This is a genomic window from Pedobacter sp. BG31 (assembly GCF_042464845.1).
Lineage (GTDB): Bacteria > Bacteroidota > Bacteroidia > Sphingobacteriales > Sphingobacteriaceae > Pedobacter > Pedobacter suwonensis.
Genome location: NZ_JBHNZK010000011.1, coordinates 57,038 through 77,966, shown reverse-complemented (window position 1 = coordinate 77,966; position 20,929 = coordinate 57,038). Strand labels below are relative to the sequence as shown.

General features: G+C 38.2%; 19 protein-coding genes. 15 read left to right on the top strand and 4 right to left on the bottom strand.

What is annotated here, in order from left to right; translation table 11 throughout:
* Positions 1-59: 59 nt before the first annotated feature.
* On the bottom strand, positions 60-806 hold the full coding sequence (locus ACFE6N_RS14315) for a hypothetical protein (RefSeq protein ID WP_378937519.1): 747 nt from the start codon (positions 804-806) through the stop codon (positions 60-62).
* Between the two features lie 136 nt (positions 807-942).
* Here ACFE6N_RS14315 and ACFE6N_RS14310 point away from each other — a divergent pair, with 136 nt between their 5' ends.
* Positions 943-2,769 (top strand): DNA polymerase III subunit gamma/tau, encoded by a 1,827-nt coding sequence (locus tag ACFE6N_RS14310; RefSeq protein ID WP_378937517.1) that lies wholly within the window; start codon positions 943-945, stop codon positions 2,767-2,769.
* A gap of 70 nt (positions 2,770-2,839) precedes the next feature.
* Here ACFE6N_RS14310 and ACFE6N_RS14305 read toward each other — a convergent pair whose 3' ends face one another.
* Complete coding sequence (locus ACFE6N_RS14305) at positions 2,840-3,244, bottom strand: hypothetical protein (RefSeq protein ID WP_378937515.1); 405 nt, start codon at positions 3,242-3,244, stop codon at positions 2,840-2,842.
* Between the two features lie 314 nt (positions 3,245-3,558).
* On the opposite strand from ACFE6N_RS14305, the gene ACFE6N_RS14300 reads away from it, so the two are divergent.
* Positions 3,559-4,641 (top strand): hypothetical protein, encoded by a 1,083-nt coding sequence (locus ACFE6N_RS14300; protein WP_378937513.1) that lies wholly within the window; start codon positions 3,559-3,561, stop codon positions 4,639-4,641.
* Positions 4,642-4,832: 191 nt separating this feature from the next.
* Here the strand turns inward: ACFE6N_RS14300 and ACFE6N_RS14295 are convergent, their stop codons facing one another.
* Positions 4,833-7,052: an NADP-dependent isocitrate dehydrogenase gene (locus ACFE6N_RS14295; protein WP_378937511.1), complete on the bottom strand. Its 2,220-nt coding sequence runs from the start codon at positions 7,050-7,052 to the stop codon at positions 4,833-4,835.
* Between the two features lie 835 nt (positions 7,053-7,887).
* Here ACFE6N_RS14295 and ACFE6N_RS14290 point away from each other — a divergent pair.
* The 7 genes from ACFE6N_RS14290 (at position 7,888) to ACFE6N_RS14260 (ending at position 16,783) form a co-directional block, all read left to right on the top strand.
* Entirely contained in the window at positions 7,888-9,090 is a 1,203-nt protein-coding gene (locus tag ACFE6N_RS14290; RefSeq protein WP_378937509.1) for an ankyrin repeat domain-containing protein, read from the top strand.
* 1 nt (position 9,091) lies between these two features.
* A complete protein-coding gene (locus ACFE6N_RS14285) occupies positions 9,092-10,444 on the top strand; it encodes an ankyrin repeat domain-containing protein (RefSeq protein WP_378937507.1) in 1,353 nt (450 codons plus the stop codon).
* 258 nt (positions 10,445-10,702) lie between these two features.
* Complete coding sequence (locus ACFE6N_RS14280; protein WP_378937505.1) at positions 10,703-11,275, top strand: hypothetical protein; 573 nt, start codon at positions 10,703-10,705, stop codon at positions 11,273-11,275.
* Positions 11,276-11,373: 98 nt separating this feature from the next.
* Entirely contained in the window at positions 11,374-12,033 is a 660-nt protein-coding gene (locus ACFE6N_RS14275; protein WP_378937503.1) for an SMI1/KNR4 family protein, read from the top strand.
* Between the two features lie 383 nt (positions 12,034-12,416).
* Positions 12,417-12,851: a hypothetical protein gene (locus ACFE6N_RS14270; protein WP_378937501.1), complete on the top strand. Its 435-nt coding sequence runs from the start codon at positions 12,417-12,419 to the stop codon at positions 12,849-12,851.
* 481 nt (positions 12,852-13,332) lie between these two features.
* Positions 13,333-14,652, top strand: coding sequence for a PQQ-dependent sugar dehydrogenase (locus ACFE6N_RS14265; RefSeq protein ID WP_378937499.1), 1,320 nt, complete (start codon positions 13,333-13,335; stop codon positions 14,650-14,652).
* Positions 14,653-14,731: 79 nt separating this feature from the next.
* On the top strand, positions 14,732-16,783 hold the full coding sequence (locus ACFE6N_RS14260) for a TonB-dependent receptor (RefSeq protein ID WP_378937497.1): 2,052 nt from the start codon (positions 14,732-14,734) through the stop codon (positions 16,781-16,783).
* 55 nt (positions 16,784-16,838) lie between these two features.
* Here the strand turns inward: ACFE6N_RS14260 and ACFE6N_RS14255 are convergent, their stop codons facing one another.
* The gene (locus tag ACFE6N_RS14255) at positions 16,839-17,186 is read right to left on the bottom strand and encodes a single-stranded DNA-binding protein (RefSeq protein ID WP_090982605.1); all 348 of its coding nucleotides are present in this window, start codon (positions 17,184-17,186) and stop codon (positions 16,839-16,841) included.
* Positions 17,187-17,419: 233 nt separating this feature from the next.
* On the opposite strand from ACFE6N_RS14255, the gene ACFE6N_RS14250 reads away from it, so the two are divergent.
* The 6 genes from ACFE6N_RS14250 (at position 17,420) to ACFE6N_RS14225 (ending at position 20,542) form a co-directional block, all read left to right on the top strand.
* The gene (locus ACFE6N_RS14250; protein WP_090982604.1) at positions 17,420-17,779 is read left to right on the top strand and encodes a hypothetical protein; all 360 of its coding nucleotides are present in this window, start codon (positions 17,420-17,422) and stop codon (positions 17,777-17,779) included.
* 97 nt (positions 17,780-17,876) lie between these two features.
* Positions 17,877-18,215, top strand: a complete 339-nt coding sequence (locus tag ACFE6N_RS14245; protein WP_378937495.1) for a n-acetylglutamate synthase — start codon at positions 17,877-17,879, stop codon at positions 18,213-18,215.
* Positions 18,216-18,241: 26 nt separating this feature from the next.
* Positions 18,242-18,775 carry a MepB family protein gene (locus tag ACFE6N_RS14240; protein ID WP_378937493.1) on the top strand — a complete coding sequence of 178 codons (534 nt, stop codon included), beginning with the start codon at positions 18,242-18,244 and terminating at the stop codon, positions 18,773-18,775.
* Positions 18,776-18,864: 89 nt separating this feature from the next.
* The gene (locus ACFE6N_RS14235; protein ID WP_378937491.1) at positions 18,865-19,713 is read left to right on the top strand and encodes a bifunctional helix-turn-helix domain-containing protein/methylated-DNA--[protein]-cysteine S-methyltransferase; all 849 of its coding nucleotides are present in this window, start codon (positions 18,865-18,867) and stop codon (positions 19,711-19,713) included.
* Entirely contained in the window at positions 19,710-19,997 is a 288-nt protein-coding gene (locus ACFE6N_RS14230) for an Ada metal-binding domain-containing protein (protein ID WP_378937489.1), read from the top strand. The genes ACFE6N_RS14235 and ACFE6N_RS14230 overlap by 4 nt, the downstream gene beginning before the upstream one ends.
* The gene (locus ACFE6N_RS14225) at positions 19,934-20,542 is read left to right on the top strand and encodes an alpha-ketoglutarate-dependent dioxygenase AlkB family protein (protein ID WP_378937487.1); all 609 of its coding nucleotides are present in this window, start codon (positions 19,934-19,936) and stop codon (positions 20,540-20,542) included. Before ACFE6N_RS14230 ends, ACFE6N_RS14225 begins: the two co-directional genes overlap by 64 nt.
* Positions 20,543-20,929 lie beyond the last annotated feature (387 nt).

Here is a 20,929-nt window from a genome sequence, read left to right as displayed (position 1 = left end):
CAGTTTTGACAAGTTTGAAGAAAGATATAAACAGTTTTATAACCTAAATTGTTAAAATACTAATATTGCTTCACTTTTATACGATAGCTACCTTTATAATATTCCTTCATTTTAATTACCTCTTTTGATTTCTCGGTTAGCCAGAAAACGGCATAACTATCCGGGCTATAATTAATTTTTAGCAGCCAGCACTTAGCTGTTAAATCTGCATTCAATTTCAGATCATCTTTACCGACCACTTCGTAACGATGGTAGGTGGCTACCTTTTCGTTGGTATCGAAAAAGGAAATGTCAAACTGCTGACCAACTTTTTTAATTGGCAATAAGGCATAGGTTTCCAAATCCAGCTCCCATGAAATGACCGGAATATCCAATTTAACCGAACCTCTTTTTGTTGCCTCATTATTTTTTACGGTGTCAGATGGCTGCATCAAGCCATTTTTATAATCATATGCCAAAATGCCCCTGCGTTTATAATTGGCATAATGATAAATCGGAGACATCGTTTTGCGGTCGCATATATTTGTTATTGTAGCGAAAAGTGAATCGTTGTGAAGCCATTTCCAACCAAATTCTACAACTTCATTTTTATCCCTTTTTGTAAAGGTGGTTGTCCTTTCCCATATATCTCCGACAGTCCGTTTTGTTTCAAGAGAATCGGTCATATAAACCAAATAACTGTTTTTTCCCTCTTTCAGATTGCTCATGACCAGTTTATGGTTTTGTGCATTTACAGTATCAACCTGTGCCTTCGAAGTGCCTGAAAAAGATAATACTATCGCGCTAATAAAAATTAATATTCTCATATATAAAACTTTACGGTTAGATAAAACCTCTTATTAAATGTTACGTAATCTTTTATAAACTATTTCAATATTTCAACTTTTCCACATTCCAACTTTTCAATCTTACAACACCTAAATTTTTCCTATTTTCGTGCCGATGGAAAATTTTATCGTTTCTGCCCGTAAATACCGCCCAGCCACCTTCGAAACCGTTGTTGGTCAGCAGCATATTACCGGCACGTTAAAAAACGCCATTAAAAATAACCAGCTTGCCCAGGCATTTTTATTTTGCGGACCGCGCGGAGTCGGTAAAACTACCTGTGCACGGATCCTCGCGAAAACCATTAACTGTACCAACCCTACAGCCGATATGGAAGCTTGTGGCCAATGCGACAATTGCCAATCTTTTCAGAACGGACATTCATTTAATGTACACGAATTAGATGCAGCCTCCAACAACTCTGTTGATGATATCCGTAGTTTAATTGAGCAGGTCAGAATACCGCCACAAGCGGGAAAATACAAAATCTATATCATTGATGAGGTCCACATGTTATCGCAAAGCGCATTTAATGCCTTTCTGAAAACTTTGGAAGAGCCACCATCTTATGCTATTTTTATCCTGGCTACAACCGAAAAACATAAAATCCTGCCAACTATCTTATCACGTTGTCAGATTTTTGATTTCAACCGTATCCAGGTAGAAGATATTGCGAATCACCTGTCAAAAATAGCACAGCGTGAAAATATTGCTTTCGAGAGCGATGGTTTACACATTATCGCGCAAAAAGCTGATGGAGGATTACGTGATGCCCTTTCCATGTTCGATCAGATTGCCAGTTATGCAAACAAGAACATTACCTATAAAGCGGTAATTGACAACCTCAATATTTTAGATTACGACTATTTTTTCAAGCTTACCTCTTATTTAACCGCAGCAGAAGTGAGTCAGACACTGCTCTTGTTTGACGAAATTCTGAACAATGGTTTTGATGGCAACAACTTCATCAATGGATTGGCCAGCCACTTCCGTAATTTATTAGTAGGTAAAGATGCCGCTACCATTAAATTGTTAGAAGTTAGCGAAAATATTAAACAAAAATATCTTGAGCAGTGCAGGCAAACCGAATTATCATTTCTGTTAACCGCATTGAATTTAGCCAATACCTGCGATTTAAATTATAAGAACTCTAAAAATCAGCGCTTACAGGTAGAGTTGGCACTCATTAAAATGTGCCATATCCGATCGGTCGTCAATTTAGTACAACAGCCTTTAAACACTAGTAACACAGCAACTGACGCAGATCAGGATAAAAAAAAAACTAATGTCGTAGCTGAACAAGCTGAAAGTCCAAAGCTGAAAGCTGAAAGCGAAAAAACTATTGCTTCGCCGACACCTGCTGTTAATATCCCTGTTAAGCCGAATATAACTATAGAAGGAAAAGCGAAAGAAAGCCTGGGAGGAAGCATTCCCCCGCCCTCTGCAACTTCCATCAGCATCAATATCCCAAAGGCTAAAGCAACGGGCATGTTAATCCCATCTTTAAACGATTTCGACCGCATTGCGCAGGAGGAAGAAGATAAAGGACCAAAAAAAGCAACCGGTGAAGCCCGCGAGGTTTTTAGCTATGACCGCCTACTGGAAATCTGGAGCATATATACACAAAAACTTAAAGCTGCTGATAAAATTAACCTTTTTACCATTTTAAACAATTTTGCCCCTACCCTGCTAAATCCCGAACTGATTGAGATTTCGGTGGAGAGTAAAACGCAGGAGCATCTTGTTCAACAGGAATCTGTTGAGCTTTTAAATTTTTTACGGAACGAACTCCGGAACTTTGGTATAGAGGTTACCTATAAACTGGTAGAACGTAAAATAGAAAACAGGCTTTATGGTAATCGGGAGAAGTATGATTATCTGGTAAACAAAAATCCTAAGCTGGACGAATTACGTCGGAGATTTAATTTAGACATTAACCCTTAGTCAGTTTACAGTGGGCAGCTTTTAGATAAACTTAACCTTAAGATGCCCACTGTAAACTGTATACTGTTAATTATTGCTCAGCATCATTAACCGGATAACCTTCTTCATCTAAATCGTCACGGTTATCTTCTGGTGTACGGGCAAGAATTTCATCTTCAGGACTAAGTTTTACACTTTCCCCGTTATCTACGTGCATGCCGAGTTCCTCTAAATTATCTTCAGCAATCTCCTCATTTCGCGCATACTCATCGCCAACATAAGGGTTAGCCTCATCATAGGTAGAATCATCATCTCTGGCACCTGCTGCAACAGTCTCATACCCCATCGGATGATCGTATTCTTTATCTGTTCCCTTTACATCGAGTTCGTAACTATGCTTAGTTTCATCATAAGCAAGATTTTCTTTATTAATTTCGCTATTTTCTGTGGTGCTGTGTATTTTATCCTGCGATCCTTTATTTTCGTTAATTTCCATGATATAAGTTTCCTTTAATTTATACTGTATAACAAAGCGGTATAGATATGGTTTTTCTTTAACCGTAAATTCTGTTATTATTTGGGCGTGCCCCAAGCTGCGCAAGGGTCGGGCTATACACTACAAGTCCTCGCCATTCGTTCCTCATGGCTGTGGGCTTTCCGTTGCTATCCCTCACGCATGGAAAATGCGATTTATAAGTCGGTTAAATAATAGAGATTGATATATCTTAATCACGTTTTATTTCTCTAATAATTGTTACCCACCGGTCGTCATCCCGACTGGAGCACAGCGAAATGGAGGGATCTGTATAGATGATTTCAGAGAGCAATAACAATTTTATACTTTATAAAAACAATATCTATCACATTTCTGCTAAACCAAACCTGCCCTTTGCTAAGGAAAACCGTAAAATATATCATTATCAAGTATATAGTTTTGAATATAATAACAAAAAACAAACTATGGCATTTTTAGATCACAATGGGGAAAGTGAATTTCCAATGTCGAAAGACAAAGTTTTTGAAGCAATGTTAATTGCAGTTCCAACAATTAAAGGATTACAGATCGAAAACGCAGATAAACTACAAGGTCGGTTTATGGTAAAGGCAGGAGTTAGCTTATACAGTTGGGGCGAAAATATACCCATACAACTAAGTGAGATTGCAGAAAACAGAACCAAAGTTCAAATTACCTCATCGCCTAAAACAGGGATTATGTTTGGTGGAGCATTCGACAGGGGGAAAAACAGGAAAAACATTGAAAATATTCTTTCAAGTACCTCCAGAATATTATCATCTGAAAATCAACCAAAAATACATGAAACAAATTTATTGTCTTTTCAAACAGATGATTTCCAGACAAAGTTAAATCCAAACTTTACACGTCCCGGCAATTCAAATCCCTGGTACGAAAAAACCTGGTTAACAATAATTTTATGTATAATCTTTTTCCCTGTGGGCCTTTATGCCTTATGGAAAAACTCATCTATATCTAAAGGATGGAAAATTGGAATAACTATAATAATATCGTCGATTGTATTATCAAATTTAGGTGATAAAGCTAAACCCCAAACGGAAACTCAAAATAGAGTTGAAAAAGAACAACCAAATCCTTCTATAAAAGCTGAAACAGTTAAAAATACCGAAAAGGACGTGATTGACGTAGCAAAAGAAGAAATTATCCAAAAATTAAAGGCAAAAGCGAGAAAAGATTGGCCTGATGATTATACCACACAGGAATTTTGGATTAATGAGCAAATTAATGCTTATGAATATATGTTAACTATCGAAAATAATTCAATAAAAGCCAAGGCTCAACAAGATTGGCCCCTTGACTTTACAACTCAAAAATTTTGGTATGATGAACAAATCGAAGCTCAAGAACGTATGAGATAAAACCAACTCATTATTCTATCGGTTCATGCCTCGCAGGAAGAAACAATATAAAAGAGTTGTCAACTTCCATACAAAAGGCATATTAAAGTTGACAACTCACAAAAAAGCGTCCCGATTTTTACATCAGGACGCTAAATATTTCAGGAGTTGCCAACTTCCATGCTGGAAGCCTGTTAAGCTGACAATTGGGTTTACAAACTTGCCAAAGCCGTATTTAATGTTTCACTTGGACGCATCGCTTTGCTGGCTAATTCATCATCAGGGTTATAGTAACCGCCAATGTTTTGAGGTTTACCCTGTGCACCAATCAGTTCTTCATTAATTTTTGCTTCATTTTCTAACAAAGCTTTTGCCAATGGGGCAAATCTAGCTTGTAAATCAGCATCTTTACTTTGTGCAGCCAAAGCTTCGGCCCAATATAATGCCAAATAGAAATGAGAACCACGGTTATCGATGGTACCTAACTTTCTGCCCGGCGATTTATCAGTTGCCAAAAATTTCGCATTAGCCTCATCTAAAGCATCGGCCAAAACCTGCGCTTTTGCATTATTTTGGGTTTGCGATAAATGCTCTAAAGAAGCCTGAAGCGCCAGGAACTCGCCTAACGAATCCCAACGCAAATAACCTTCCTCAATAAACTGCTCAATATGTTTTGGCGCAGAACCACCGGCACCGGTTTCGAACAAACCGCCACCGTTCATCAAAGGAACGATAGATAACATTTTAGCAGACGTTCCTAATTCTAAAATCGGGAATAAATCTGTCAGATAATCACGCAGTACGTTACCGGTAACCGAAATGGTATCTAAACCTTTGCGGATACGCTCCAAAGTAAATTTAGTAGCTTCGATAGGAGCTAAAATGCGGATATCTAAACCTGTGGTATCGTGATCTTTTAAATAAGTATTTACTTTAGCAATAATCTCTCTGTCGTGTGCTCTTTGCTCATCTAACCAGAAAACTGCCGGCGTTTCTGACAAACGCGCCCTGTTTACGGCTAATTTTACCCAATCCTGGATCGGCGCATCCTTAGTTTGGCACATGCGGAAGATATCGCCTTTTTCTACTTTCTGATCAAAAAACACCTTACCATCAGCATCAGTAACACGGATAGTTCCTGCGCCGGTAGCCTGGAAAGTTTTATCGTGCGAACCGTATTCTTCAGCTTTCTGTGCCATTAAACCAACATTTGGTACCGAACCTATCGTAGTTACGTCGAACGCGCCATGGGCCTTACAGTCATCGATGGTTGCGGTATAAACACCGGCATAACAACGATCTGGAATCAAAGCGATAGTATCCTGAAGTTTACCTTCCTTATTCCACATTTGTCCTGAAGTACGGATCATAGCCGGCATAGAAGCATCAACAATCACATCACTGGGCACATGTAAATTCGTAATTCCTTTATCAGAATTAACCATAGCCAAAGCGGGACCGTTTTCAATAGCCTGCGCTAATGCAGCTTCTACTTCAGCCTGTTTTGGGTTGCCTGCAATTTTTGCATAAACATCACCTAAACCGTTGCGGGTATCAATATTTAATTCTTTAAAAAGATCGGCATATTTAGCAAAAACATCTGCAAAATAAACCTCAACAATGGCTCCGAAAATAATCGGATCAGAAACCTTCATCATGGTTGCCTTTAAGTGTGCAGATAATAACACGCCAGCGGCCCTGGCTTCAGCAATTTCTTTAGCTACAAAAGTTTTTAAAGCCGATAAGCTCAATGCCGAGCTATCAATCACTTCTCCTGCTTTTAATGGCGATAAACCTTTTAATTCGGTTACCGTACCATCAGCAGCTACAAATTCTATTTTAAACTGACTCGCTTCAGCAACAGTAGCCGACTTTTCTGAACCATAAAAATCGCCTTCAGTCATGCTGGCTACTTTGGTTTTCGAATCTGCAGACCATTTACCCATGGAGTGCGGGTTTTGTTTAGCGTAATTTTTAACCGCTTTAGGCGCTCTGCGATCGGAGTTACCTTCACGTAAAACCGGGTTTACAGCCGATCCTAAAACTTTGGCATATTTAGCTTTTATTGCTTTTTCTTCATCGCTTTGTGCATTATCAGGATAATTTGGAAGAGCAAAGCCCTGCGACTGAAGTTCGGTTATTGCACCTACCAATTGTGGGATAGAAGCAGAAATATTTGGTAATTTGATAATGTTTGCTTCTGGCGTGGTTGCTAATGTACCAAGCTCTGCCAGTGCATCACCAATTTTTTGATCGTCTTTTAAATACTCCGGAAAGTTGGCCAAAATTCTTCCTGCTAAAGAAATATCTCTGGTTTCTACATCAATACCCGCTGACGCAGTGAAAGCTTGTACGATAGGTAAAAGTGAGTAGGTTGCCAGCATTGGCGCCTCATCGGTTTTGGTGTAGATAATTTTTGATGTATTTGACATATTATATTGATTTTGCTTATTACGTTTAATTATTCGATCGGTTAATTGCATTGCAAACCAATCTTTTTAAAATCGCCTAAAGATAAAATAATCGAATGAATTAAGGAACATAGTAATGTTATTTATGGTTTGGATGTGCAATTCATTTATTAAAAATCCATAATCCACTATAGCGTAAAAAGATGATATCTTTTTTTGGAGCGCAGGGTCATTCGCATTTTTTAATGTTATTCTTGCTCTCTGCTTTATCCCGGCGAAAAGCCGGGATGCCCGCTGCGATCAGGGCTATAAACTTAGGTTTCTGGCACGGAAATCTGGCATAGTAGCAGAAAAACAACCAGGCTAAACCTGATCGAACGGATGCCATTTTTCATGGCAGGAGGTAGAGCAGGAAGAAAATAACCAATGGAATACTGCAATTGCTTTTCTAAAAACAGAAATCATAAATTTAAGATGGTCTGTATTTGGAGCGCAACGTCATTCGCTTTTTTTAAAGTTACTCCTGCTCTCCGCTATATCCCGGCGAAAAGCCAGGATGCCGCTAAGATCAGGGCTATAAACTTAGGCCTGTGGCACGGAAAACTAGCATAGCAGCAGAAAAACAACCAGGCTAAACCTGATCGGACGAATGCCATTTTTCATGGCAGAAGGTAGAGCAGGACGATATTAACCTATGGAATGCTGCAATTGCTTTCCAAAAAAGCAACTAACATCAATTATTTATCATTCTGATTTACTGCAACATTCTCAACTATTTTAAATTACTCAAATTCTTTGGCTAAACTTTTGTAGCAGAAACTGCCAGTAACTATCTATTTTAAATATTTTAATTGAAATGAGCGAAACTACCTTAGATCAACTATTAAATGTCCGGAAATTTGACGAAGCCAAAAGCTTCATGCAAAACGGCGAAAAACTCTCCAAAAACCTGCAGGACTATCAGAAGTCATCCATTTTCGACAACCTTCTTAAAGAGAAACAGTACGAAATCCTGAATATGATGGTGAAAGATAAAACCATCGAAACCGACATTTATGAATTCGACAATTTTGATAAAAGCATTTTCCAGAGTATTGTCCGCAATCTCGGCAATGAAGAGGAAGATATCAGTTTCTTCAACGAATTTATTGGCCATTTCGATAACCTGAACGATGAAGTGAATGCAAAAACCTTATTGGGTTATCTTTTAGAAAATGGTGTTGATTTAGGTGTAATCAAAGCCTGTATCGCCGCCGGATGCAATGTAAATTTTAAAAACAATGCAGAAGAAAACTATATCCACCAGGTAGTAAAAAGCAATTTGCGCCGGTATAACCTGAATGAAGAACAAACTACCGATTTATTAAAAGGATATATCGACATCCTTATTAATGATGGTGTTGATATCAATGAAGGAAATATTGTACAGGAAACCCCTTTAATTATTGCAATAAAGTTTAACAAGAAAAATTTAATCGGATACTTGCTCGAAAAGGGTGCAGATCCAAACCATATCGACCGCGATGGTAATTCAGCTTTTTTCTATGCGGTGGCACATGCCCAAAGCGAAAGCATGTACGACATCCTTCGGAATTTTGACTCCCCGGCATTTGATCAGGTAAATAAAAAAGGGGAAACCCTGTTGTTTGAATACGTGCGTATGATGTCTGACAGTGAAAGCAGCATTAACTTCCTCAAAAAGCTGCTGAATGATGGTGCCGATTTATATCAACCCAGTACCTGGTACAGCGCGGATAAAACCCCTCTGGATGTAATCGCCGAAAAACAAGCCGGTATTTTGGAAGCCGTTTTAGAAAGCGGACAGGTAGATATTAACAGAACCGATGACCAGGGCAATACCTTGCTGCACAAAGTTTGCGCATATAATGTAAACTATGAGCCTGAAAAAGCAAAAGAAACTTACCGGAAAGTGAAACTCCTGATCGAAAATGGCGCTGATACCAACCTGAGCAATGATAAGGATCAAACAGCTTTAATGCTGGCATCGGATGATAACCTGAAAATAAAAACTGTTGAATTACTCATGAAACAATCTTAATATGTCGATGTCATTTATTATTGCCTGCGAAAGCGGCAAACGGAAAATCGCCGAACTTTTATTGACCAATAATGAAGTAGAAGTAGGTTATACGGATGAGAAAGGCCGAACTGCACTGCATTACGCTGCACATCATGGCTACTCAGATCTGGTAAAAATTTTAATCGAACGCGGCGCAGATTTAGATTACGAAGACCACGATGGGGAAACACCTTTTTATTTTGCCTGTCTGCAAAAACAGAAACAAACCGCGCTATACCTATTAGATAAAGGAGCAAGGGTTGACATTAAAGACCTTAAAGGAAATAGTTTATTGCATTTAACTGCCCAAAACGGACAGATTGAAGTTTCAGAAAAGTTGCTTGATAAGGGACTTGATGTTGACAATGAAAATAACGAGGCAGAAACGCCCCTGCTTATTGCATCAGCCTGGAGAAACAAAGAAGTTGTACAAAAACTATTGGATTTTAGTGCCAATATTAATACCACCAATAAAAATGGCGATTCGCCACTGATTTTTGCAGTTAAATCTAAAAATGTTCCTATGGTTGAGCTGTTGATTGATAAGGGCGCCAACATCAACCATATTAACCATGCTGGTGAATCAGCACTGTTGCTGGCCTGTTACGATGCCAACCGGATGTTAACCAAAACATTGGTAGAAAAAGGCGCAGATGTTTTTGTATCTTCAAAAAATGGCTTGTCGCCGATCTGGTATGCCTGTGCCAACAACCAAAAAGAGATTGTTGATTTATTTTTGGCCAACGGTGTGGATGTAAATTACGCCAAGCCTCTTTCTGGCAACGATGATTCCATGTATTCGTATCTGGAGTGGGTAGAAACAGCTAACAACATATCCATTTCGGCCAGTTTCTCTTTTGATAACAATTACAACTACGGAGGCGAAAGCATGTTACATGTAGCCGCGAAAAGTGGACATTTGAGCATGTTAAAGCTGCTGATAGAGAAAGGTGCAAACGTAAATATCCAGGATGAAAGCGGGAACACAGCACTACATTATGCCGCAGCAAATGGTAAAAAGGATGCCGTTAAGTTTTTGCTCGAAAAATCTGCGGATCCATCTATTGTAAATGTGAAAGAGCAAAAAGCCATTGATTATTCGAATATTAAAGGCTTTAATGAAATTACGGAGCTCCTTTTAAAATACGGCCCTGCCGCCAATCCACAGGTTCAGGCTTCAAATATAAAATCTGCAGAAAATGCTGTTGAAGTTCCGAAAAACGATATGGCAACTAAAAAGCAAGCCTTATTGGATTTAAAAGAATTATTGGACGCCGGAATTTTATCACAGGAAGAATTTGATGCAGAGAAAGCGAAGATTTTGAAAGGTTAAGTTAATCCCGCAGTCATCAATTTGGGTTTAATTTATTTCATAAAAAATATAAACGAGTTAAATTTGTAAAGATTACTCCCATAGAAGCCGTCCTCGAGCGGAGAGCAACGTAGTCGAGGGATCTATAAATGTGAATTTCTCCCGGCCTGTACAGGCGGGCATTTCGCTGCGCCTAGCAAGGTTTAAAATTTCTATTGAAAGGTATTGTCGGATAAATTTTTAGTTCTAAATTTATTCGACAATATAATGCTCACACAAATGAAAAATCTTACTAAAATCAGATCACCATTAATTAGCCTTCTTCTACTCTCCATCTTTATATACGCCTGTTCTCCGAAATTGTATGTTGACGAAAGTAAACGTTATCAGGCGGGTACATTATCTGAAACACAAATCGATTCGCTGCATACTTTCTTAAAACAAAACGAAAGGCTCAGTCTAAAAGATACCATCATTATTAAATACGATTTCAATAAAGACGTTTGTTGGAATGACCTAAGCTACCAAAACGCAGAATTCCTGAACAATGTGAGGTGGGCCTTTCAAAAAAACATTCAGGAAAAAGCGGAGGCCAGGCCAAAAGTTGCTATTTATCAATACCGGGAACCGGGAGAAAGTTTCAGCCCGATTAAATCGAAGGGTTTAGAAATTGAAACTGATTCGGGCTTCCTTAGAAAATTATTATTTAAAGAGGTTACTACCTGCGGAACTTCAGCTATTATCCTTCCTAACGGAAAATTTCTACTGGTGAAATCAGATCCGCAATTTTCTGCGCTGATTTTAAATGCCAAAGATATTGAGCAAAAATTACAGGAAAATTTGGTTAGATAATCTTTGATTGCTAAAATTTTTAAGACGGGCTGATATTGCAAATTAAAGCGCTGTAATTTGGGGCGAACGCAAAGCCCCAAATATTATGGGTTGTTATAATGAAAGAAATAAAGATATACAAACAAGTAATAAGCAAAATCGATTGGATATTAGACATTGCTAAGCGAAAAAACTGGAAAATTAAACTTAAGCCTTTCATCGACAATCCTGCGACTGTGGCAGAAATAGATTCCGTTGAAAAGCAGATTGGTAAGGCTATACCTGACGACTTGAGAAAGTTATTTCTTTTTTCCAGACATTTAGAATTCAGCTATCAATTCGACGAAACTCTTTCAGAAGAGTTTAGACAGAATTTTTCTGGTGAAATTTATTGGAATTTAAATTCTCTTGCAAAACAATACGCTAATTTTCAAAAATGGATAAAAGCATCCCTTAATCCAGAATATAACGACAGAGAAGCAATTGAAATCACAGAAAAACTGTGGCATGATAAATTGCCTTTAATGGATGTTTCCAATGGGGATATAATCGCTATTGGAAATAATCCCTCTGAGATCGTATATTTTTCTCATGAAGGGGATATTATGCATGGCAAAACCCTTGGTGACAACTTATGGAATTTTCTTGACTTCTATTCAAGTATTGGATTTGCAGGATGTGAAGACTGGCAACTTGAACCTTTTTTCGACTATGAAAAAAATATTATGGTAACAGAAGGTTGTAAAGTAGAAAGATATAGAAAACTGTTAGAAGATTAACCACTTGGTACCAGGAATTTACTAAGGGCGGATGAGCAAATGATGTAAGGGAAGAATATTGGAAAGAAATTCGCCCCCCAAATAACAAGAATACCAAAGCAGTAAATACTAAAATAACGTAGAGATTGCCGCGCCAACAGGGGTAACATCAATTAGATAAATTAGTTGGAATTTATCTAAGATTTTTACTATAATTTATTGATTACCAAACATATAATATTAAATCCCATTAACTAATCAGTTAAATACAATAAAGGAGATGACATTTTTATATACCGCCCGGGGATCATACGACAAAACTTATGAAGAAACCGGAATGTCTTGGATCCATTATATTGAATGGTCTAAACTGACATTTAACAGAACTTGTTTCGCTTGACGGAATGTTAAATGAAATATTGGTTGAACCGGACTACGAAAACCCCGATGATTGGAATTATATTCAGACTATTGGGCAATATCAGACAGATTTTTTCACAACACCTGAATATGTTTTTAAGAGAATGATACACAAGGACAAATTCAATTTATTAATGGTTGTCGTAGAGCCAAACATAGATTGTAAAGATATAAAAATCGAAAATTATGAATTTGTTGGCTATGATCTGTTAGATCAGGACTTTAACATTAGTGCTTTAACAAACTGTGGCGGTTTTGACGAAACATTTCAACCAACCGATCTAACCGACAAAGGACTTATTTACGACTTTAAAAAAGCATATGATATAAAAAAAAGGCTGTTAGAAAACAACCCGGAAGAACACTACGCAGACACTAACGTAATTGCAGTTTGGAGACACATAACAATTGGGCGATAAATCAACCTTACTAAACTAAAAAAGATAGACTACTTACAAGATGTTTTATGCCAGGTGGGCTAGTCATACATCAACACGAAGAAATACATAGTTAAGTTAACATGAAATAAGGCTAAAAAAAATCAACCTTGAATTTAACAAAATTTAACTAAAACATTAGGTTAATGTTCGTAATTTGGTTTTTATTAATCGCTTTCAAATGAATAACCAGAACCTAATGTTTAATGCCTTAAGCTAAAAATAACGCCTTTTTTGTTGTCCGTTCTTGTACACCAAACAACGATTTCAATTTAAATGTATGCCATGAAAGTACTTTCCTGCCGTTATTAACAGGGAAAATAATATGCGCTCTCCAGGAAGGTGCTCTCGGGTGCTTTCCTTTTATTATTTAAGCCTTGGCAATTATGCTTGCGCTAAAAACTTCTCCCCTTTTTCGATGTTATCTTTTTAAGATAAAAACCTTAATCAAAAACCGGTTAACATGAAAAATAATATTTTTTACGCATCAGTACTTTCTACTGCCTTCCTGTTTGGATGTCAATCCAATTCGAATTCGCAAAAACAAGGAGAAGATACTACGGTAACTACCAAAATCGGAGCGGTAGATTTGCCTGCGCCAGATACCAATGCGGCCAAAAACAAATTCAGCAAAGTAATTGGCTGGCCTGACGGGAAAACACCTGTTGCGCCTGAAGGCTTTGTGGTTACGAAATTTGCAGCCAACATTAAAAGCCCACGCAACACCTACATCACACCAAATGGCGATGTATTGGTAGCACTTTCCAACTCAGAGAGAAGTACCGTCGAAGCGGTGGCCAATAAGGTAACGGGCAAAGCAAAGTCAGAAGTACCAGGAAAAAGCGCCAATACCATCCTTCTCTATCGTGATGAAAATAAGGATGGTAAACCCGAATTGGTGACAACTTTTTTAAATGGCCTGAACCAGCCTTTCGGCATGCTGATTATCGGCAATTCATTTTATGTCGCTAATACCGATGGCATCTGGCAATATCCTTATAAACCAGGCGATACCAAAATAACTGCCACAGGTAAAAAGATTTTGAGCCTTCCTGCTGGTGGTTATAATAACCACTGGACAAGGAATCTGATTGCCAATGCAGATAAAAGCAAGATTTATGTAACTGTTGGATCGGGCAGCAATATAGGTGAAAATGGAATGGAAAATGAGGTAAGAAGGGCCAATATCTTAGAAATTAATCCTGATGGAACCGGTGAAAAGATTTATGCCAGCGGTTTGCGGAATCCTGTCGGGATAGATTGGGCACCGGAAACCAATATGCTGTGGACAGCGGTCAACGAACGCGATGGATTAGGCGACGATCTCGTTCCAGATTACATCACAAGTGTTAAACAAGGTGCATTTTACGGTTGGCCATATTCCTATTATGGTCAGAATGAAGATCCCCGCTTAAAAGGACAGAACCCGGAAATGGTTAAAAAAGCAATTGCTCCGGATGTTGCGGTTGGTGCACATACGGCATCATTAGGGCTGGCTTTCTACAAGGACAAAAAATTCCCGCAGAAATATCAGGGAGGTGCGTTTATAGGCCAGCATGGTTCATGGAACCGATCAGCTATTTCTGGTTATAAAGTAGCTTTCGTACCTTGCAAAAATGGAAAACCAATTGGAAAACTGGAAGATTTTTTAACCGGTTTTATCGCTGACAAGGAAAAGGCAGAAGTTTATGGCCGTCCGGTTGGCATTACCTTAACGCCTGACGGTGCTTTATTGGTGGCAGACGATGTGAGCGGTGTAATTTGGAAAGTAGCTGCAAAATAATTTAAAATTAGCCACAGATTATCAGAATATGCAGTAAATTTATTCGCTAATCTGTGGCTTAACACTAACTTTTCCCAATTTGAAATCGAACTTTACCCTACTGTTTACCCTATTCTTTTCTACTGCCTTAGCGCAGCACATCAAACCCGATTCGATCAAAAAACTCGAAGAAGTTACCGTAAAAGGCTATTATAACCACCAAACTTTACTCAGATCAGTATCAGCTGTAAACCTGATAGATAGCAGTTTGATAAAAAATCAACCGAACAGCTCATTAGTGAGTATGTTAAACACCGTACCAGGAGTACGCATGGAGGAACGCTCACCGGGGAGCTATCGCCTGTCACTTCGGGGCAGTTTACTTCGCTCCCCTTTCGGCATAAGAAATGTAAAAATTTATATTGATGATTTTCCATTAACTGATGCAGGAGGAAATACTTACTTGAATGCACTAGATGCTTCCGCAATAGGTACAATGGAAATTTATAAGGGTCCGGAAGCCAATATCTTTGGAGCAAATACCGGTGGCGCCATTTTAATTAACCCTTTTACCATCAATAACAATGAGATAAATGTGTCGGCCACTGGTGGTTCTTATGGCCTCTTCCATCAAAATGCATCAATCAGGCAGCAGTATAAAAAATACAGCTTTAGTGTTAATGAAGGCTATCAGCGAAGTGATGGCTATCGGCAAAACAGTGCAATGGATAGAAAATATTTTCAAACCTTGCAGCAATGGGATTATAGCAATGCGGGGAGTTTAAAGGCTTTTGCTTTTTATAGCGATTTAACCTACCAGACACCAGGAGGATTAACGGCTTCGCAGTTAGATCAAAATCCTAGACTGGCACGTCCGGCAACCGCTACTTTACCTGGCGCCCTTTCTCAGCAAGCTGCTATCTACAACAAAACCATTTTTGGGGGAATATCCAACGCCTATCAGATCAGCAAGCGCTTGAAACATGTAATTGCTTTATTTACTTCTTATACCGACTTTAAAAATCCTTTTATTACCAATTACGAAAAACGCTATGAAAGTACACTCGGTTTAAGGACATTTCTGGATTATGCACAGGTTAAAGAAAACATAAGGCTTAATGCACAGATCGGGTTAGAAAGTTCAGGCACTAAAAGCCAGATCAAAAACTTTAATAATAATGGCGGAGAAGCTGCTGCTCTACAAGCTTCTGATCGGTTAAAGGCAGGACAGGATTTTGCTTATCTGAGGTTAAATTTCGATATTAATAACAAACTTCTGATCGAACTTGCGTCGAGTTTAAACTTTTACAGATACCATTACGAGAGTTATTTTCCCAATGTTGTGGCCGCTAAGCAAAGAAAATTCAATGCCCAGTTTATGCCAAAGGCAGCAGTATCTTATCTGATCACTTATGATTTTTCAGCCAGGGCTTCGGTCAGTAAGGGCTATTCGCCACCAACTATTGCGGAAGTAAGGGCGTCAGATAATAATATCAATAATGACCTGCAGGCCGAGCTTGGCTGGAACTATGAATTGGGTTTACGTTATAAAGCCAAAAACAACCGCTTTTACGCCAGTGCTAACCTATTCACTTATCATTTGAAAGATGCTATTGTCAGAAGGTTAAATCAAAACGACACGGAATACTTTACCAATGCCGGCGGAACCAGGCAACAAGGATTTGAACTGGAAACTGCCATTTGGATAATCAGAAATAACCCATCATTTTTAACCGGCTTACAATGGAGAGCCAATTACACTTATAACCATTTTAGATTCGAAAATTTTACAAGTGGTATGAATGTTTTTGATGGCAATAAACTTACAGGAGTTCCAGAAAACGTCTTAATCAATAGTTTAGAATTTGACTTTCCAAAAGCAATTTACCTTTTTGTGCAACATAATTATACCTCTTCAATCCCTTTGAATGATGCCAATACCGTCTTTGCGAACAGATATCATTTGGTTGAAGGCAAATTTGGTGTCAGAAATTTAAAGATAAACAAAATCCGTTTAGGACTTTTTGCAGGAGTAAATAACCTGCTGAACGTACAATACAGTTTAGGCAACGATTTAAACGCGGCAAACGGAAGGTATTTTAACACAGCCCCAGGCATTAATTTTTATACAGGCCTTGCTGTCAAATTGTAATTGCTAAATCGCATCATATAAATGATCTGTCTATATGATGCGATTTTACTATAAACTAAAACATTTCTTTCTTTTCTTTTTCCTTAATCACGACATCGCCAACAACGATTTCGATTGCATAGCGTTTCTTTCCGTCTGCCCCATCATAACTATTGGTTTGCAATCTACCTTCAATGGTTAAAGCCGTCCCCTTTTTAACCTGCGCTTCAGCAAGTTCGGCTTTCGCATTCCAAAAAATTAAATTAAACCATTGTACTCTTTTTACTTCCTCTCCGGATGAATTTCTGTAGTTTTCGTTTATTGCCAGATTAACCTTAGCTAATTTTTGACTTCCAAAATTTTTAACCTCTGCATCTGCTCCTGCAAATCCGCTTAATACCACTTTGTTAACTGCACTTTCCATAATTTTTAAATTTAAGTTTCTAAATGTTTAACGAACAGTCATCACCTCGACAACCGACAGGACAAAATTGCAAACAGCGTCAAAAATTAGTCGGATGGTAAACATTTATAGCCGTTTATAAACGTTTATAAACGGATAATGTACTTTTAAGCATCATTAAAGCTATTTATTTTTTATTCACTATTTTATTTTATAAATTAGGTCATCATCCCATAATAAAAAAAGCAATTATTATGGAACGTTTATGCTTAGACTGCGGAAGCCCGATAAGAGGCAGGGCCGACAAAAAATATTGCGATGATTCTTGCCGCAGCAATTACAACAATCGCTTAAATACTGAGGATAACCTCGTGATTAAACGGGTAAATAATATACTCAAAAAGAATCGTGCTATTCTCGCTACGCTAAATCCAAACGGTAAAACAAAGGTTTCCGGTAAAAAGCTGGTTTCGGCTGGCTTTAAGTTTGAATTCCATACCTCCAGTTACGAAACCCAAAATGGCAATACCTATACCTTCTGTTATGAATATGGTTATTTAGCCCTAAATGAAGATAGCTACCTCCTGGTAAAAAGAGAAGAAAGCCTGGGTTAAGTCTGTTTGAAATCTTAATTTTCACCAAGAATTAGCGCGGCGGGTGAAAGCATATGTATTTTTTTATTCGACCGGAGATGATTAGTTTTATCGACTTATGATCAATTATAATGACAAGCTTTTTAAACCTGTAAACACTACAGAAAATAGCGAAACATCAAATGAAACCATCTTCAAATATAAACAAAGGGAAAATATCCTGACCGCCGAATACGAGGGTGGAAAAATTGTTTATGGCCATTTGCTTGGCTTGGTAGACCATGAAGGAAACATCGAAATGCGCTATCACCAAATAAACCAGGAAGGCGAATTAATGACTGGAACCTGTAGCTCAAAACCTGAACTATTGGCCAATGGCAAAATCAGACTTCATGAAACCTGGCAATGGACATCAGGAGATCAATCGAAAGGGCAATCTATTATTGACGAACAATAAATTCTTTCCCGGTTGATAAGTCCAATATGCTGTTAAAAAATCTCACTGGTCGTATTTTATCTGTATTACAAACTGCATTGGATTTAGTTTACAGTCCGATGGGTTATCAAATGTATAACTTGCAGATCGAGGATGAAAGTCGGGAATACGACGCCTGTACTTTTAAATTAAACACCCTGAAAATCAAACACCGGACTGCTAAAGTCACCCCAACCAAAACGGGTCGATTTGTAAGCTTATGGAAGAGGAATGAAGCTGGAATTACGACTCCCTATACTGATCAGGATGAATTTGATCTATTGATCATATCTGTTAATGATGCTGAACGATCCGGACAATTTATTTTTCCAAAAGCAATTTTGGCACACCATAAAATAATCACTGCAAACGGAATAGCAGGTAAAAGGGGGATCAGGGTTTATGCACCCTGGGATGTAGCAGCAAATAAACAGGCCGCGAAAACCCAAAAGTGGCAAGTGACTTATTTCCTTCAGATCGATATCAATGGAAGTACCGACCTTGCAAAAGCAGGGAAACTAATTGGTGACGAAATAAAATAAACAAGTTATCAGATCTGGTTAAACTTAGCAAGTTTCGGGTAGTTTGCCTTTTCTTTAACAACTACTTTGGATGTGAATTATTCAAGACCATGAAAGTACAGGAAAAAATCAATTTTAACCGCATAGCTGAAGCCATCAGTTATATCAAAACGAATTTCAAAACACAGCCCGGTTTAGAAGAAATTGCAGAAAAAGTAAACTTAAGCCCTTTTCATTTCCAAAGATTATTTAGCGAGTGGGCAGGCACTACCCCAAAACGTTTTCTGCAATATATCAGCATTGGTTACGCTAAAGAAATGTTGAAAGAAAACGAAAGTTTATTCGATACCGCATTAGCAACCGGCTTGTCGGGAACCAGCAGGCTACACGATCTTTTTGTAAACATTGAAGGAATGACACCAGGCGAATATAAGAACGGGGGCGAAAACCTTATCATCAATTACAGCTTTGCAGAAAGTCCATTTGGGAACATTATTGTAGCCAGTACTTCAAAAGGAATTTGCCATATTGCCTTTTATGACGATGAAAACATGGCTTTGATGAATTTGCAACGCCAATTTCCGTCTGCTCAGTATCAACAGATAATGGACAAGGAACAGCAAAATGCTTTAGCTATTTTTGGTCACGACTGGAGCAAATTACAAAAGATTAAATTGCATTTAAAAGGATCCGACTTCCAGTTAAAAGTTTGGGAAGCTTTATTAAAAATCCCAATGGGCAAATTAGCAACTTATGGTAAGATTGCGAAACAACTGGAAAACCCAAAGGCATCAAGAGCGGTGGGCACTGCCATTGGCGATAATCCGGTGGCTTTTCTCATTCCCTGCCACCGGGTAATACAATCAAGCGGTGCATTGGGCGGCTATCATTGGGGAGTGAACCGAAAAACAGCCATGATTGGTTGGGAAGCCGCTAAAACCAATAACCAAACGGTATGATTAAACACATCAATATTTCAACTGAAGAATTTAAAAAAAAATTCAAAAACAGAGAAATCTGCTTCGGTGGAAATGCCCGATTGAAAATTTACGGACTGCTTAAATGCAGTTCCGGAAAGCGAATAAAAAAAGAAAACCGTGTTTTTTTTCGTTCTAAAGAAGAAGCATTTCAGCACGGCTATCGCCCCTGCGGACATTGCCTAAAAACAGCTTATAAACAATGGATTTATTCAACAGCACACCAGATCGTAGCCAAAACCTGCTCCCGCATGACGGAACAGTAAATTATTACGGCAAATTATTCCAGCAATCAGAAGCGGATCATTATTTTGATGTGCTGATGAAAACGATTGAGTGGAAAAACGACGAAGCCTTTATTATGGGCAAACACATCGTTACCAAACGGAAAGTAGCCTGGTACGGAGATGAGGCGTATTCTTACACCTACTCAAATAAATCGAAAACCGCCTTACCATGGACAAAGGAATTACTGCAATTGAAAAAGATTTCAGAAGAACAAGCTGGCACAACATTTAACTCATGCTTACTGAATTTATACCATAACGGCGATGAAGGCATGGCTTACCATAGTGATGACGAAAAGGCCTTGGCAAAAGATTCTGCCATTGCATCACTAAGTTTTGGTGCAGAGCGAAGATTTCTATTTAAACACAAAACCACTAACGAAAAGGTAACCCTGTTTTTAGAAAACGGAAGTTTACTGGTGATGAAGGATGAAACGCAGACGAAATGGCTACACAGATTACCGACAAGCAAGAAGGTATATAAGCCGAGGATAAACCTCACTTTTAGAACAATGGTGGTTTAGGAATACAACCTCACTTGAATTAATCATCTGATCTTGAGATTTTTTTTACTTTTTATTTTCTGAATGTCGCCCTGAATTTATTTCAGGGCAACGTTATATAGAAAATATGTTGACCAGGTAGTAGCTATGAGGCAATTGAAAACGGAAGCACTGCTTGTAAAATGAATCTGACAGCTATCTGATCAGCATGACAATTAGCCTGTAAAAAACAAAAACTTACAGCAAAAAGATTGATATATAATAAGAGAAGCAATCTCTATGATAGAGATTGCTTCGTCGTTCCTCCTCGCAATGACTATTTTTATTATAGATTGATCAATAGCAAGTGTATAATAAAAGGTTTTTATTCCAGCGGAAAAATTGTTCAAAAGGCCCCAATAACAATTT

Bases quoted from the DNA above. Each gene is read 5' to 3' on its own strand.
- ACFE6N_RS14315 (WP_378937519.1), bottom strand. From the start codon at position 806: ATGAGAATATTAATTTTTATTAGCGCGATAGTATTATCTTTTTCAGGC.
- ACFE6N_RS14310 (WP_378937517.1), top strand. From the start codon at position 943: ATGGAAAATTTTATCGTTTCTGCCCGTAAATACCGCCCAGCCACCTTC.
- ACFE6N_RS14305 (WP_378937515.1), bottom strand. From the start codon at position 3,244: ATGGAAATTAACGAAAATAAAGGATCGCAGGATAAAATACACAGCACC.
- ACFE6N_RS14300 (WP_378937513.1), top strand. From the start codon at position 3,559: ATGATTTCAGAGAGCAATAACAATTTTATACTTTATAAAAACAATATC.
- ACFE6N_RS14295 (WP_378937511.1), bottom strand. From the start codon at position 7,052: ATGTCAAATACATCAAAAATTATCTACACCAAAACCGATGAGGCGCCA.
- ACFE6N_RS14290 (WP_378937509.1), top strand. From the start codon at position 7,888: ATGAGCGAAACTACCTTAGATCAACTATTAAATGTCCGGAAATTTGAC.
- ACFE6N_RS14285 (WP_378937507.1), top strand. From the start codon at position 9,092: ATGTCGATGTCATTTATTATTGCCTGCGAAAGCGGCAAACGGAAAATC.
- ACFE6N_RS14280 (WP_378937505.1), top strand. From the start codon at position 10,703: ATGAAAAATCTTACTAAAATCAGATCACCATTAATTAGCCTTCTTCTA.
- ACFE6N_RS14275 (WP_378937503.1), top strand. From the start codon at position 11,374: ATGAAAGAAATAAAGATATACAAACAAGTAATAAGCAAAATCGATTGG.
- ACFE6N_RS14270 (WP_378937501.1), top strand. From the start codon at position 12,417: ATGTTAAATGAAATATTGGTTGAACCGGACTACGAAAACCCCGATGAT.
- ACFE6N_RS14265 (WP_378937499.1), top strand. From the start codon at position 13,333: ATGAAAAATAATATTTTTTACGCATCAGTACTTTCTACTGCCTTCCTG.
- ACFE6N_RS14255 (WP_090982605.1), bottom strand. From the start codon at position 17,186: ATGGAAAGTGCAGTTAACAAAGTGGTATTAAGCGGATTTGCAGGAGCA.
- ACFE6N_RS14250 (WP_090982604.1), top strand. From the start codon at position 17,420: ATGGAACGTTTATGCTTAGACTGCGGAAGCCCGATAAGAGGCAGGGCC.
- ACFE6N_RS14245 (WP_378937495.1), top strand. From the start codon at position 17,877: ATGATCAATTATAATGACAAGCTTTTTAAACCTGTAAACACTACAGAA.
- ACFE6N_RS14240 (WP_378937493.1), top strand. From the start codon at position 18,242: ATGCTGTTAAAAAATCTCACTGGTCGTATTTTATCTGTATTACAAACT.
- ACFE6N_RS14235 (WP_378937491.1), top strand. From the start codon at position 18,865: ATGAAAGTACAGGAAAAAATCAATTTTAACCGCATAGCTGAAGCCATC.
- ACFE6N_RS14230 (WP_378937489.1), top strand. From the start codon at position 19,710: ATGATTAAACACATCAATATTTCAACTGAAGAATTTAAAAAAAAATTC.
- ACFE6N_RS14225 (WP_378937487.1), top strand. From the start codon at position 19,934: ATGGATTTATTCAACAGCACACCAGATCGTAGCCAAAACCTGCTCCCG.